Here is a 12512-nt window from a genome sequence, read left to right on the forward strand (position 1 = left end):
CTCGGATGCGCCTTACCAGCTGAAGGTCTTCGCGCCCTCGGCGTCGATCAGCTTCACGTCGACAGGCACGGCGGCCGGCACGTTGGCGCCCCACTTCTTCGCCAGCGCGATGCCGATGGCCAGGCGGATCTGGTCGCGCGGGTACTGCGCGGTGGTGGCGATGAACTTCGAGCCCGGCTTCTGCATCGCCTTGATGGCCTCGGGCGCGCCGTCCACGCTGGCAAGCTTCACGTCCTTGCCGCTGGCCTCGATGGCCGCGAGCGCGCCCATGGAGCCGCCGTCGTTCACGCTGAAGATGCCCTTGAGGTCCTTGTTGGCCTGCAGGATGTTTTCGGTCACGGTGAGCGCGGTGGCGCGCTCCTGCTTGCCGTTCTGCGTGCTCACCACCTTGATGCCGGGGTACTTGGCGAGCGCCTCGCGGCAGCCCTTCACGCGCTCCAGGATCGGCACCACCGGGATGCCGTCGAGGATGGCCACGTCGCCCTTCTCGCCGATGTTCTTCGCGAGGTAGTCGCAGGCCAGCCGGCCGGCGTCGGTGTTCTTCGAGCCCACGAAGGAATCGACCGGGCCCTGCGCGTTGGCGTCCACCGCCACCACCACCAGGTTCGCCTTCTTGGCCGAGCGCACGGCCGACTGCACGCCGGTGGAGTCGGTCGGGTTCAGCAGCAGGATGTCGACCTTCTTCTGGATCATGTCCTCCACGTCGCCGATCTGCTTGGCCACGTCGTGCCGCGCGTCGGTGGTGACCACGGTCGCGCCGATGCTGGCGGCGGCTTCCTCCAGCGCCTGCTTCATGGTCACGAAGTAGGGGTTGTTGAGCTCCTGGAAGGTCATGCCGATGCGCAGCGGCTGCTTCGCCGCCTGGGCCTGCGCGGCCGAAGTGCCGCAGGCCAGCGCGGCGATGCATGCGGTGAGGGCGGTGGCTTTGAGAAGTTTCGTCATGGTGGCTGTCTCCTTGAGGTTGTCGCTGTCGATGAAAAACGCTGGCAAAGAGTCGCCCTGCGCGGCGCCCTGATGCGCCGCGCCGGAAACGACGCGGGGGAACGGTGGTGGCGGTGGCGCCGTGCGCTACGGCGGGCTGGCGGCGCGCGAGGCGGCTGCCTGCATGCGGTGGAACTTGCGGAACTTGGTCGGCGGCATGCGCTTGTGCAGCAGGAACTGCCGGTTGAAGTTCGACACGTTGTTGAAGCCCACGTCCATGCAGACGTCGAGCACGGGCTTCTCGCTGTTGGTGAGCAGCTCGCAGGCGCGGCTGATGCGCAGCCGGTTCACGTAGCGTACGAAGGACTGGCCCGTGTGCTTGCGGAAGGAGCGCGAGAACGCGCTCGGGCTCTGGCCCACCAGCTCGGCCAGCATCGGCTCGCGCAACTCGTCGCCGAGGTTGGCGGCGATATGCGCCAGCACGTTGTTGATGGCGTGCGACATGAAGGCCTTGGGGTCGGGCTTGAAGGCGGGGCTGGCGAGGCGCTGGCGGTCCTGGCCCTCGGCCAGCAGCTCGAGCAGCGACAGCAGCAGGATCACCCGGCGCAGGCCGCGCGCCTCCAGCAGCGATTCCATGATCGGCTTGGCCGCCGCGGCGGTCTCCGCCGAGAACAGCAGGCCCGAGCCCGACTCGGCCAGCAGGGGCTCGACGCGCTCGAACTCGGGGAAGGTCGCGGCCATGCTCTGCACCAGCGCGGCCGGGAACTGGATCACGATGCCGCGCCGCTCCACGCTCTGGCCGGCGGGCACGTCGCTGATCCAGTTGTGCGGAAGGTCGGGGCCCATCAGCACCAGGTTGCCCGGCTCGAAGTGGCCCACGTGGTCGCCCACGAAATACACGCCCTGGGTTTCGACGATGAGCTGGATCTCGTACTCGGGATGGAAGTGCCAGCGCACCGTGCGGTACGGGTATCCGTGCGCCCAGCAGGTGAACGATTCGTCACCGCGGACTTCGACGATTTCCAGGTCGGGTTGCATGGGGCGGACTGTACGAATCGCTCCCGACGCCAACAACCTGAGATAGCGCCCGGAGTTGATACTTTCTTGACCTCCGCGGGGCTGCCATAGGCCGGCGCATCCTGCCGCATTGCGCCGCAGCAAGGGCCTTTCTCCCCGGGGAGCGGGGCGGGCGAAGGCGGCCATTGCTGCACTGCGGAATCGGCCCGGCCGGCGGTGTCAAGAATTCATAGGTGTTTTCCCGCCCCGAAGCGTCTCGACCGAGCCATTGCGGCGGCGCGGCACACTCGGGCGCATGACGACGACCACCGCTTCCTCCACCCCCAACGCATCCGCTTCGGCAGCCGGCCCGCTGGCCGGCCTCAAGGTCATCGAGCTCGGGCAGCTCATCGCCGGGCCTTTTGCCGCGCGCACGCTGGCCGACTTCGGCGCCGAGGTCATCAAGATCGAGCCGCCCGGCGCGGGCGATCCGCTGCGCACCTGGCGGCTGCTGAAGGACGGCACCTCCGTCTGGTGGCAGGTGCAGTCGCGCAACAAGCGCTCGCTGGCGCTGGACCTGCGCGAGGCCGAGGCGCAGGCCATCGTGCGGCAGCTCGCGGCCGAGGCCGACGTGCTGGTCGAGAACTTCCGCCCCGGCGCGATGGAGGGCTGGGGCCTGGGCCCCGACGAGCTGCTGGCCGCCAACCCCGCGCTCGTGATGCTGCGCATCAGCGGCTACGGCCAGACCGGCCCGTATCGCGACCGCCCCGGCTTCGGCGTGGTGGCCGAGGCCATGGGCGGGCTGCGCCATCTCACGGGCGAGCCGGGCCGGGTGCCGGTGCGCGTGGGCGTTTCGATAGGCGACACGCTGGCCTCGCTGCACGGCGTGATCGGCGTGCTGATGGCGATGCAGCACCGGCACGCGACGGTGAGCGCCGAATATCCCAAGGGGCGCGGGCAGGTGGTCGACGTGGCGCTGTACGAGGCGGTCTTCAACTGCATGGAAAGCCTGCTGCCGGAATACGGCGCCTTCGGCGCGGTGCGCGAGGCCGCCGGCAGTGCGCTGCCGGGCATCGCGCCGACCAATGCTTACCGCTGCGCGGATGGCGGCTATGCCATCGTCGCGGGCAACGGCGACAGCATCTTCCGCCGGCTCATGGCCTGCATCGGCCGGCCCGATCTGGCGGCCGACCCGGCGCTGGCCGGCAACACGGGACGCGTCGCGCAGGTGGAAATGCTGGACGCCGCCATCGGCGACTGGGCCGCGCAGCGCACGGTGGGCGAGGTGCTGGCGGCGCTCGACGCGGCGCACGTGCCGGCCGGGCGCATCTACACCATCGCCGACATCGCGGCCGATCCGCACTACGCCGCGCGCGGCATGCTGCAGCAGGTACGCATGGCCGACGGCAGCGATCTCGCGGTGCCCGGCTTCGTGCCCAAGCTGTCGCTAACGCCGGCCAGCCACCGGCACAACGCGCCGGCGCTGGGGGCGGACACCGACGCGGTGCTGAAGGAGATCGGGCTGAGCGCCGACCAGATCGCGGCGCTGCACGAGCGGGGGATCGTGGGCTAGTTCGTCACGGGGCGATTCACGGGCGCGAAACCGCCGTCGTGCGATAAAGCGGCAAAGGAGAGAGTCCATGGCTGCAGCAGCGAACGAGCGACGGGAAGTCCGCAAGCGCGACAACAACGGCAATCTTCCGCCGGCGAAAAGCGAGCTTTCGGAGTCGGACGAAAAGAAGCTCGAGCGCCTGCTGCAGGAGCTTCGCCTGCGCCGCATGGCGCTGGAGCCGAAGTTCTCCGACGACGTCATCGTCTGGCCGCCGCGCAGCGCGGAGGAGGGCGGCGCGGAGCTGGCGACGCTGAGCGCGATCAACCTCGGCAACGCGGCGGATGCGATCGGCGAAGGCGTGCGCGGCCGCGGCGCGCCGAGGATGAAGCTCGTCAAGCAGGTCGAGGGCGTGTCGGTGATGCGCGCCAATTCGTCCGCCCTGCTGGCCATGCGCCGCAACACGCCGGGGCTGCGGATCGCGCCGGCCGCGTGGGCCTACCTGCAGTACATCCGCCCGCTGGGCGACGAGCTGGAGGCGAGCGCGATCCAGGTCGCGGCGGGCACCAAGGTCAAGCGTTTCGAAGTGCGTTTTGCCGACCCGCGGGGCAAGCCGGTGGCGGGCGTGCGCGTGAAGGCGCTCGTGGACTGGGACGGCGCGCACGTGCCGGCGGTGACCGACAGCCAGGGCATCGCGAACCTGGGGATTCCGGTGCTCTATCCGCGCGTGGAAATGATCCTGGTCGAGCCGGAGCACACGCACTGGTCGGTCTTCGTGAAGGGCTTCGACCGGGTCGACGCGCCGAAGCGGCTGAACGTGCTGGCGGCGCCGCTGGTGCCCGACAGCTTCCAGCTGCTGGCGAACTACGCGCCCTACGACCCGCAGGCGGGCGCGGGCGTGACGGTCGGCGTGATCGACAGCGGCGTCGGGCCCCATGCAGCCGTTGCCGTGGCGGGCGGCGGCTGCTTCGTCACCGGCGAGAACCCGGCGGATTTCCTCGACAACGGCATCGGGCACGGCACCCACGTCGCCGGCATCATCGCGGGCCGGATGGCGCCGGACACCGGCATCTACGGCCTGGCGCCCGCCTGCCGGCTGCTGGCCTACCGCGTCTGCCCGAAGAGCGGCGAGCGCGGGCGCGCCAAGTCGACCGACATCGCCAGCGCCCTCGACCGGGCGATCGCCGACGGCTGCCACATCGTCAACATCAGCATGGGCAGCCTGGAGCCGATGCCGGAGATGCCCGACATCCTCGAGAAGGCGCGCAACGCGGGCGTGGTGGTGTTCGCCGCCACCGGCAACGACGGCCAGCCGCTCTTGCGCTACCCCGCCCGCTACAGCCACACGCTGGCCGTGGGCGCGCTGGGGCGCGACGGGACTTTTCCGGCGGATTGCCCCGAGAGCTTCCAGGAAAGCGAGATCCGCCGCCGCAAGGAATTCGTCGCCGAGTTCTCGAACTACGGGCTTTCCACCGATTTCATCGGCCCCGGCGTGGCGGTGCTGTCGGCCTTTCCGGGCGATCGCTACGCCATGATGTCCGGAACTTCGATGGCCACGCCGTACTCCTCGGGAATGGCGGCCCGTTTGTTGTCAGGGGATAGCAAGCTGCTTAACATGCCAGGAGGCCCCGAAAAGGCCGACGCCATCGTCAGGATGCTGTCCAAGGCAGCCAAAAAGGTGGGTTGGCCGGCCGAGTACGAAGGTTTTGGAGTTCTGAAGTGACCAGCATCGTGTTGACCTACACAGGCAGTCCCCGCAAGAAATTGTCGGCGCAAGCACGGCTGCGCCGCTGCGTGCCGGGCGTGGTGCTGACGGCCAAGACCAGCACCCTGATGGAAGCCCAGGTCGACGAGGAGCAGCTCGCCGTCCTCGAGCAGAACCCGGAATGGGCCGTTTCCCAGCCCACCTTCGCGGAAATCCGCAAGCCTGTCTTCAACCTGAAAAACGCCAGGGCCAAGCTCGCGAAGTAGTCGCGAAGCGATTGCGCAACACGCATCCACCGGGGCCGAAGACGGCCCCGTCGTTTTTGGAGGGAGCCTTTCCATGTCCGATGCAGACATCCAGGTCGTGAGCAGCTCGTGGGCCGGCATCCAGCGCGTCGCCACGACGCCGAAGCCGCCGGAGTTCTTCCGGGGCCGCCAGGGCTACGCGCCCGGCTTCCTGGGGGACGACGGGCACGTGGAGCTGCCGGCCATCGGCGAGTCCATTTCCATGGACGACATCGCCACGCTGGAAGACGGCTCCTTCGAGCTCAAGTACCAGCACTTCAGCACGGTGCAGTGCATCTCGCGGCGCGTGCCGCTCTACTCGGCCTGCAACATCGACGGCGCGAAGTCGAAGAACGTTCCGCGCCACGACACCTGGAACTACGACGGCCGCATCAGGAAGGAATACCAGATGCTGCGCGAGGCCTACGGCCCCGGGCAGGACGGCAAGTTCTCGCGTGGCCACATGACGCGCCGGCAGGACCCGAACTGGGGCCCGCTCGCGACGGCGCAGCGGGCCAACATCGACACCTTCTTCGCCACCAACGCCTGCCCCCAGTGGCAGCCGTTCAACGACGGGCTCTGGGGCGACCTCGAGGACTACGTGCTCGGCAACGCCCAGGGCGACGACAAGCGCATCAGCGTCTTCACCGGCCCCATCCTGCGGCCGGACGATCCGGAGAGATTCGGCATTCGCATTCCGCGCGACTTCTGGAAGGTGGTCGCCTTCATCAGCGAGGCGACCGGCGAGCTGAGCGCCATCGCCTACCTGATGAGCCAGGGCACCTACCTGGATTCGGGCGTGGCGCGCGACCTGGAAGACTTCGGCACCTCGCAGCGCCCGCTTGCCTTCATCGAGGCCGAAACCGGGCTGCGCTTCGAGAGCCTGGAAGGCCGCGACGTGCTCGACGGCGCGGACCTTTCCTTCGTGCAGCCCATCCGGCGCTTCGCCGATACGAAGCTGCCGGGCTGAGCAGGCCGGTCGATCAGCCGCGCAGCGATTCGATCAGGTCGATGTACTTCTGCTTGGCCTCGTCGGCGCTCAGGCCCTTCTGGGCCGTCCACGCGTCCCACTTGGCGCGTGCGACGATGTCGCTGAAGCTGGGCTTCTTGGCGGTGTTGTCGCCTTCGGTGGCCTGCTTGAACAGGGCGTAGATCTTCAGCAGCGTCGGGTTGTCGGGGCGCTCGGCGAGCAGCTTGGAGTTGGCCTGGGCGGCTTCGAAGAGGGCGTTGAGGTCGGACATGTGGTTCAGGAAGATGGAAAGCGGAAAGCCTGCATCTTAAATCCTGCGGTACACAACCGTACCGGCGCTATCCCGCGTTCGACTGGCGGCGGCTCAGTCCCGCAAACCTGCCCGCGCCAGTTCCACGTCCAGCCGCTCCCGGGCGTCCGCCGGCTTCAGTGCCGCCGCCTTCTCGTAGAGCCGCGTCGCCTCGCCCATGCGCGATTCGCCGTGCAGCATCAACTGAGCGCGGGCGTATTCCATCATCCCGGCGGCCGAATGCGGGTGCAACTCGAGGCCGCGCTCGAACAGTTCGAGCGAGGTTTCGGAGCGCACGCCATAAGTCATGCGCCCCACCAGCGCGCCGACCTTGTCGATGACTTCCGCGTGGAACGAGGCCAGCGCGAGATGCGCGTCGGCGTGCCGTGGCTGCAGCTCGATCACCCGCTCCAGCGCGCCCTTGAGCTTGCTGCCCAGCCCCTGCGCCAGCGCGCGCGCCACGCTGATGCCCTGGCTGTAGCGGCCCAGCGCATACGACTGCCAGTAGAGCGCCTGGCAGTTGTCGGGCTCGGAATCGACCTGCGCGCCCGCGCGCTCGATCACCTGGCGGAACATCGCGAGCCGCACCGATTCGCGCGGCTCCAGGTAGTTGGCGTAGATCGCGGTCGCCTGGTTGGCCAGCGCCATTCCCTCGGGGCCCTGCAGCAGCCCGATGGCCGCGGCGCGCTCGAATTCGCCGCTGTGGTACAGCGCCCAGCCCTCGGCGAGCGCCGAGCCTTCGGCGGGCACCGGCAGTTCGTGGCCGGCGTGCAGGCGCGGCCAGTTGGGCAGCACGCTGCGCGCGTCGTAGCGGGGAGAGTCGGCCCAGGGCAGGGGAGTCCAGGGTTCGGTGCCGGCATTGGGGTTGGCTGCGCCGGAGGACATCAGCGAGAGCGGTTTGAAATCGTGGTGGGGCATGGTTCTAGACCGCCATATCGACAGGGGAAGCCGCGGCGCCGGCATTGCCGCTGCCGGGGTCCTCGCCGTTGTAGGCATTGCCGAGCGCCAGCAGATGCCTTCGTTGTTCGCGCCCCAGGTAGGGCGCCAGCAGGTGCAGCGCATGGAGGCCGCCGCGCATCAGCGCGCCCTGCGCGTGCTCGGGCTCCAGCGCCTCGCGCGGGTTGCGCACGTATTCGTAGCTCAGCCAGTAGGTCAGCACCACCACCATGCTCTGCGCGAGCGTGTCGACCTCGTGCACGTCGATCTCCAGGTGGCCGGCACGGCTCAGGCCGGCGATGAGCTGGCGGATGGCGCGCGCCTTGTTCTTCAGCACCAGCTGGAACTGGGTCTCCAGCCGCCGGTTCTTGCTCAGCAGGTCGTTGAGGTCGCGATAGAGAAAGCGGTAGCGCCAGATCAGCTCGAACAGGCTGTGCATGAAGAACCACGCGTCCTCCACGTCGTTCACGCCCTCGCTGGCGTGCAGCAGTTCGTCGAGCTCGGCCTCGTAGGCTTCATAGAGCTTGTTGATCAGCTCTTCCTTGGCCGGGTAGTGGTAGTAGAGATTGCCGGGGCTGATGTTGAGCTCGCTCGCCACGAGCGTCGTCGAGACGTTCGGCTCCCCGAAGCGGTTGAACAGGTCCAATGCGGCTTCGAGGATGCGTTGCGCTGTGCGGCGTGGCGCCTTCTTTGCCATGTCGGTGCCCCCGGATGTCTCGTTCGTATCTCTTGGGGACACTCTAGCGTATGTGCACCGCACCATGAAGGCACGGGACATGTTTTGCGGCGACGGTTTTCTTGTGCGGTGCCGCAATCGCGGCCGCCCCGTGGGCGGCCTGCGCGGGGTCAGCCGGCCTTGCTGCGGCGCAAGGTTTTCTTGGCAGCGGGCGCGGCCGCCTTGCGGGCCGCGGTCTTGCGCGCGGCGGTGGCGGTGCCCTGCTGGGCCTTCTTCAGCTGGGCTTCGAGCGCCTCGACGCGCGCCTGCAGTGCGGCCATGTCGGCGGCGCTGGGTGCGCCCAGCTTCTCCATCGCGCGCGCCACGCGCTCCTCGAAGATGTTCTCCAGCTTGCCCCACTGGCCGGCGGCCTTGGTGCCGAACTCGCTGGCGAAGCCGGCCATGCGCTGCTGGGCCTGGGCCAGGGTTTCCTCGGCGGCCTGCTGGGTCTTCTTCTGCATGCCGGCGCCGTCGCGCACCAGCGCCTCGAAGGCCTTGCTGCCTTCCTGCTGCATCTTGGCGAAGGCACCGAGGCCGGCAAGCCAGATCTGCTGGGCGGAATCCTTGATGCGGTCGGCGGCCTTGCCGTTTTCGTCGTCCTGGGTGGCCATGCGATTTCTTCCTTTGCGTGCAAACAATCGCCTGACTCTAGCCGCCCGGCGCGCTCTTCATTAGAGCTTCGCGTCTATGGGGCCAAGCTCCCCGGGGAACGCTCAGACCGTGCCGCCGGCCGCGCGGCTGGCATCCAGGTGCGCCTTGGCGCGCTCGGCCAGTGCCATTTCGCCGGGCGTGCCGGGCACGTAGGCCTCGACCGGCAGCGGCCGGCCGTGCGAGTCGACCGAGACGAAGACGATCAGGCATTCGGTGGTCTTCTCCATCGCGCCGCCCTTCATGTCGCCGCTGCGCACCTCGACCGAGATGTTCATGCTGGTGTTGCCGGTGTAGGCGAGGCGGGCCTCCACCTCGACGAGGTCGCCGATCATGATCGGCCGGTGGAATCGGATGCTGCCGATGAAGGCGGTGACGCAGTAGCGCTTGGCCCAGCTGGTCGCGCAGGCGTAGCCGGCCTCGTCGATCCACTTCATGACGGTGCCGCCGTGGACCTTGCCGCCGAAGTTGACGGTGCTGGGCTCGGCGAGAAAACGCAGGGTGATCGAGGACATGGGAGGCCGCCTTTGGTGAATATGGCTGTGACTATGGGGTGGGGAGCCGCGATTATGCGAGCGGGCATCGGCCTGCGGATGCCGCCGGTCGTCCCGGCGTGCACGCTCAGCTGCCGCTGAACAGCTGCGCCAGCGTGCGCCGCAGCCAGGCATTGCCCGGGTCGGCATGGAAGCGCTCGTGCCAGTGCTGCTTCACCGCGTAGTCCGACAGGGCGAAGGGCGGCTCCAGCAGCTTCACCGGCTCCTGCGTGGCCAGCACCTTGCCGAGGATGCGCGGCACCACCACCAGCAGCTCGGTCTGCGCCACGATGCGCGCCACGCTCAGGAAGCTCGAAAGCCGCACCACCACGTTGCGCTTCAGGCCCAGCCGCGCGAGCGTGGTATCGACGATGGCGTGCCCCGTGCCCGAGGTCGACACCACCGCGTGCGCCTCGGCCTCGAAGCGCTTGCGCGTGAGCTTCGTGCCGATGCGCGGATGGTTCCTCGCCGCCAGGCACACGAAGTTCTGCATGAAGAGCGTCTGCTGGTAGAAGCCCGCGTCCAGCTGCGGCATGAAGCCCACGGCGAGATCGACTTCGCCGTCCTGCAGCCGCCGGCCGCTGATCGTGGAGATGATCTCCGTCTCGATGTGCACCCCCGGCGCCGCGTGCCGCAGGTGGTCGAGCAGGCCCGGCAGCAGCACCACCTCGCTGATGTCGGTCATGCAGATGCGAAAGCGCCGCTGCGCCTGAGCCGGGTCGAAGCTGCTGCGGTTGCCCTGTGCCTGCGCGATCTGGGCCAGCGCCTCGCGCAGGTTCGGGTAGATGCGCTCGGCGTGCGGGGTCGGTTGCATGCCCTGCGCGGTGCGGGTGAACAGGCGGTCGTCGAAGTGGGCGCGCAGCTTGTTCAGCGCGGTGCTGGCCGCCGCCTGCGCCATGCCCAGCCGCTCGGCCGCCTTCGAGACGTTGCCGGTCTTGTAGACCTCGTCGAACACGGCGAGCCATTCGAGATCGAGCTTCGACATGCGGGCCTCCTGTCTGCTTACGGCAAAAGACACCATTATCGAAATTTCGAATTCCGTGTATTGGCTGTCGGTCTTGAGGAAATAGTGGTGCGAGCCAACAATGCCGCCAACGGAGACACCCGCCCCATGAAACCCGCCCCCTCGAATGCGGCCGAGCGCCGCGATTACTACGACCGCATCCGCCCGCTGCACCTCACGCCGCTGTGGGAATCGCTGCACGCGCTCGTGCCGCGCGAGCCGCAGACGCCCTGCGTGCCCGCGCTGTGGCGCTACGACGAGATCCGTCCGCTGCTGATGGAATCGGCAGACCTCATCACCGCCGAAGAGGCCGTGCGCCGCGTGCTGGTGCTCGAGAACCCGGCGCTGCCCGGCAATTCGTCGATCACGCAGTCGCTCTATGCCGGGCTGCAACTCATCATGCCGGGCGAGGTCGCGCCTTCGCACCGCCATGTGCAGTCGGCGCTGCGCTTCATCGTCGACGGCAAGGGTGCCTACACCACGGTGGGCGGCGAGCGCACCACCATGTACCCGGGCGACTTCATCATTACGCCCTCGTGGGCTTGGCACGACCATGGCAACGAGGGCATCGGCGGCAGCGTGGAGCCGGTGGTGTGGCTCGACGGCCTCGACATCCCGATGCTGCGCTTCTTCGACGCCGGCTTCGCCGAGAACGACGACTCCAAGGTGCAGCACGTCTCGCGCCCCGAGGGCAACAGCCTCGCGCGCTTTGGCCACAACATGGTGCCGGTGCGGCACGACCACGCGTCGGCCACCTCGCCGATCTTCAACTACCCCTATGCGCGCAGCCGCGAGGCGCTGGCGCAGCTGCAGAAGCAGGAAGCGCCCGACGCCTGGCTGGGCCACAAGCTGCGCTACATCAACCCGCTGACGGGCAGCTCGCCGATGCCGACCATCGCCACCAACCTGCAGCTGCTTCCCAAGGGCTTCGCCGGCAAGGCGCACCGCGCGACCGACGGCGCCGTCTACAGCGTGGTCGAGGGCCACGGCACGGCCGAGATCGCCGGCCAGCGTTTCTCGTTCGGCCCGCGCGACACCTTCGTCGTGCCCTCGTGGGCGACGCTGAAGCTGTCGTCGCCGGGCGAAGACGCCGTGCTCTTCAGCTTCTCCGACCGCCCCGTGCAGCAGGCCATGGGCATCCTGCGCGAAGCCTTCCTCGAAGACGCCTGAAGCACCAGGCGAACAGTCCCGATTCTTTCTTTCTGACCGTGTGCCGCCCCGAGCGGCAGGAGCCCCTCATGTCCTTCGTCTTCACGCCTCCTTCCATCGTCGGCCTGCCCATCGTGGGCTCCGACCAGCAGTTCCCCGTGCGCCGCGTCTACTGCGTGGGCCGCAACTACGCGGCCCATGCGCGCGAAATGGGCTTCGACCCCGACCGCGAGCCGCCTTTCTTCTTCTGCAAGCCGAACGACGACGCCTCCGTGGTGCCCGTGTTCGACGGCAAGGGCGCGTCCATTCCCTATCCGCCGCTCACCAGCAACTACCACTACGAGGCCGAGCTGGTGGTCGCCATCGGCAAGGGCGGCAGCAACATCCCGGTCGAGCAGGCAGCCAGCCACATCCACAGCTACGCCGTGGGCCTGGACATGACCCGCCGCGACCTGCAGATGAAGATGCGCGAGCAGGGCCGCCCGTGGGAGATCGGCAAGGCCTTCGACTTCTCCGCGCCCATCGCGCCGCTGCGCACGCTGGCCGACGTGGGCGAGATCAACGCCGGCGCCATCGTGCTCGAAGTGGACGGCGAGGTGCGCCAGAAGAGCGACATCACGCACCTGATCTGGTCGGTGAACGAAGTCATCGCCAACCTCTCGACGCTCTTCACGCTGCAGCCCGGCGACCTGATCTTCACCGGCACGCCAGAAGGCGTGGGCGCTGTGAAGCCGGGTCAGACGATCAAGGTGAGCATCGAGCGCCTGCCGTCGCTGACCGTCCGAATCGACTGACTGAATCCTCCGGAAAGCGC

14 protein-coding genes are annotated in these 12512 nt (G+C 68.4%); 6 read left to right on the plus strand and 8 right to left on the minus strand.

Annotated elements, in window-relative coordinates:
• Positions 1-12: 12 nt before the first annotated feature.
• Both SFB74_RS02410 and SFB74_RS02415 read right to left on the minus strand, forming a co-directional pair.
• On the minus strand, positions 13-942 hold the full coding sequence (locus tag SFB74_RS02410) for an ABC transporter substrate-binding protein (protein WP_432729076.1): 930 nt from the start codon (positions 940-942) through the stop codon (positions 13-15).
• 126 nt (positions 943-1068) lie between these two features.
• Complete coding sequence (locus tag SFB74_RS02415; RefSeq protein ID WP_432729077.1) at positions 1069-1959, minus strand: helix-turn-helix domain-containing protein; 891 nt, start codon at positions 1957-1959, stop codon at positions 1069-1071.
• Between the two features lie 274 nt (positions 1960-2233).
• On the opposite strand from SFB74_RS02415, the gene SFB74_RS02420 reads away from it, so the two are divergent.
• The 4 genes from SFB74_RS02420 (at position 2234) to SFB74_RS02435 (ending at position 6425) form a co-directional block, all read left to right on the plus strand.
• Positions 2234-3490: a CaiB/BaiF CoA transferase family protein gene (locus SFB74_RS02420; RefSeq protein WP_432729078.1), complete on the plus strand. Its 1257-nt coding sequence runs from the start codon at positions 2234-2236 to the stop codon at positions 3488-3490.
• 67 nt (positions 3491-3557) lie between these two features.
• Entirely contained in the window at positions 3558-5189 is a 1632-nt protein-coding gene (locus SFB74_RS02425) for a S8 family serine peptidase (RefSeq protein ID WP_432729079.1), read from the plus strand.
• Positions 5186-5437: a hypothetical protein gene (locus SFB74_RS02430; protein ID WP_432729080.1), complete on the plus strand. Its 252-nt coding sequence runs from the start codon at positions 5186-5188 to the stop codon at positions 5435-5437. The genes SFB74_RS02425 and SFB74_RS02430 overlap by 4 nt, the downstream gene beginning before the upstream one ends.
• Positions 5438-5510: 73 nt before the next feature.
• On the plus strand, positions 5511-6425 hold the full coding sequence (locus SFB74_RS02435) for a DNA/RNA non-specific endonuclease (RefSeq protein ID WP_432729081.1): 915 nt from the start codon (positions 5511-5513) through the stop codon (positions 6423-6425).
• Positions 6426-6438: 13 nt separating this feature from the next.
• On the opposite strand, the gene SFB74_RS02440 is transcribed toward SFB74_RS02435, so the two are convergent.
• The 6 genes from SFB74_RS02440 to SFB74_RS02465 form a co-directional block, all read right to left on the minus strand.
• Positions 6439-6696, minus strand: a complete 258-nt coding sequence (locus SFB74_RS02440) for an acyl-CoA-binding protein (RefSeq protein WP_184640215.1) — start codon at positions 6694-6696, stop codon at positions 6439-6441.
• Positions 6697-6789: 93 nt separating this feature from the next.
• Entirely contained in the window at positions 6790-7632 is an 843-nt protein-coding gene (locus tag SFB74_RS02445) for a hypothetical protein (protein WP_432729082.1), read from the minus strand.
• 4 nt (positions 7633-7636) lie between these two features.
• A complete protein-coding gene (locus tag SFB74_RS02450; RefSeq protein ID WP_432729083.1) occupies positions 7637-8347 on the minus strand; it encodes a TetR/AcrR family transcriptional regulator in 711 nt (236 codons plus the stop codon).
• A gap of 149 nt (positions 8348-8496) precedes the next feature.
• Complete coding sequence (locus SFB74_RS02455; RefSeq protein ID WP_432729084.1) at positions 8497-8976, minus strand: phasin family protein; 480 nt, start codon at positions 8974-8976, stop codon at positions 8497-8499.
• A 102-nt stretch (positions 8977-9078) separates the two neighbouring features.
• A complete protein-coding gene (locus tag SFB74_RS02460; protein WP_432729085.1) occupies positions 9079-9528 on the minus strand; it encodes an acyl-CoA thioesterase in 450 nt (149 codons plus the stop codon).
• Positions 9529-9634: 106 nt separating this feature from the next.
• Positions 9635-10531 carry a LysR family transcriptional regulator gene (locus tag SFB74_RS02465; protein ID WP_432729086.1) on the minus strand — a complete coding sequence of 299 codons (897 nt, stop codon included), beginning with the start codon at positions 10529-10531 and terminating at the stop codon, positions 9635-9637.
• A gap of 126 nt (positions 10532-10657) precedes the next feature.
• Between SFB74_RS02465 and gtdA the strand changes: the two genes are divergently transcribed.
• Both gtdA and SFB74_RS02475 read left to right on the plus strand, forming a co-directional pair.
• Positions 10658-11719 carry a gentisate 1,2-dioxygenase gene (gtdA, locus tag SFB74_RS02470; RefSeq protein WP_432729088.1) on the plus strand — a complete coding sequence of 354 codons (1062 nt, stop codon included), beginning with the start codon at positions 10658-10660 and terminating at the stop codon, positions 11717-11719.
• A gap of 68 nt (positions 11720-11787) precedes the next feature.
• The gene (locus tag SFB74_RS02475; RefSeq protein WP_432729089.1) at positions 11788-12492 is read left to right on the plus strand and encodes a fumarylacetoacetate hydrolase family protein; all 705 of its coding nucleotides are present in this window, start codon (positions 11788-11790) and stop codon (positions 12490-12492) included.
• The last annotated feature ends 20 nt before the right edge of the window (positions 12493-12512 follow it).

The sequence above is a fragment of the Variovorax xiamenensis genome (assembly GCF_050916385.1).
Classification (GTDB): Bacteria; Pseudomonadota; Gammaproteobacteria; order Burkholderiales; family Burkholderiaceae_C; genus Variovorax.

What these genes read in the sequence shown, in the direction of transcription:
- SFB74_RS02410 (WP_432729076.1), bottom strand. Translation starts at nt 942, where the DNA reads ATGACGAAACTTCTCAAAGCCACCGCCCTCACCGCATGCATCGCCGCG.
- SFB74_RS02455 (WP_432729084.1), bottom strand. Translation starts at nt 8,976, where the DNA reads ATGGCCACCCAGGACGACGAAAACGGCAAGGCCGCCGACCGCATCAAG.
- SFB74_RS02425 (WP_432729079.1), top strand. Translation starts at nt 3,558, where the DNA reads ATGGCTGCAGCAGCGAACGAGCGACGGGAAGTCCGCAAGCGCGACAAC.
- SFB74_RS02415 (WP_432729077.1), bottom strand. Translation starts at nt 1,959, where the DNA reads ATGCAACCCGACCTGGAAATCGTCGAAGTCCGCGGTGACGAATCGTTC.
- SFB74_RS02465 (WP_432729086.1), bottom strand. Translation starts at nt 10,531, where the DNA reads ATGTCGAAGCTCGATCTCGAATGGCTCGCCGTGTTCGACGAGGTCTAC.
- SFB74_RS02440 (WP_184640215.1), bottom strand. Translation starts at nt 6,696, where the DNA reads ATGTCCGACCTCAACGCCCTCTTCGAAGCCGCCCAGGCCAACTCCAAG.
- SFB74_RS02460 (WP_432729085.1), bottom strand. Translation starts at nt 9,528, where the DNA reads ATGTCCTCGATCACCCTGCGTTTTCTCGCCGAGCCCAGCACCGTCAAC.
- SFB74_RS02445 (WP_432729082.1), bottom strand. Translation starts at nt 7,632, where the DNA reads ATGCCCCACCACGATTTCAAACCGCTCTCGCTGATGTCCTCCGGCGCA.
- gtdA (WP_432729088.1), top strand. Translation starts at nt 10,658, where the DNA reads ATGAAACCCGCCCCCTCGAATGCGGCCGAGCGCCGCGATTACTACGAC.
- SFB74_RS02435 (WP_432729081.1), top strand. Translation starts at nt 5,511, where the DNA reads ATGTCCGATGCAGACATCCAGGTCGTGAGCAGCTCGTGGGCCGGCATC.
- SFB74_RS02450 (WP_432729083.1), bottom strand. Translation starts at nt 8,347, where the DNA reads ATGGCAAAGAAGGCGCCACGCCGCACAGCGCAACGCATCCTCGAAGCC.
- SFB74_RS02420 (WP_432729078.1), top strand. Translation starts at nt 2,234, where the DNA reads ATGACGACGACCACCGCTTCCTCCACCCCCAACGCATCCGCTTCGGCA.
- SFB74_RS02475 (WP_432729089.1), top strand. Translation starts at nt 11,788, where the DNA reads ATGTCCTTCGTCTTCACGCCTCCTTCCATCGTCGGCCTGCCCATCGTG.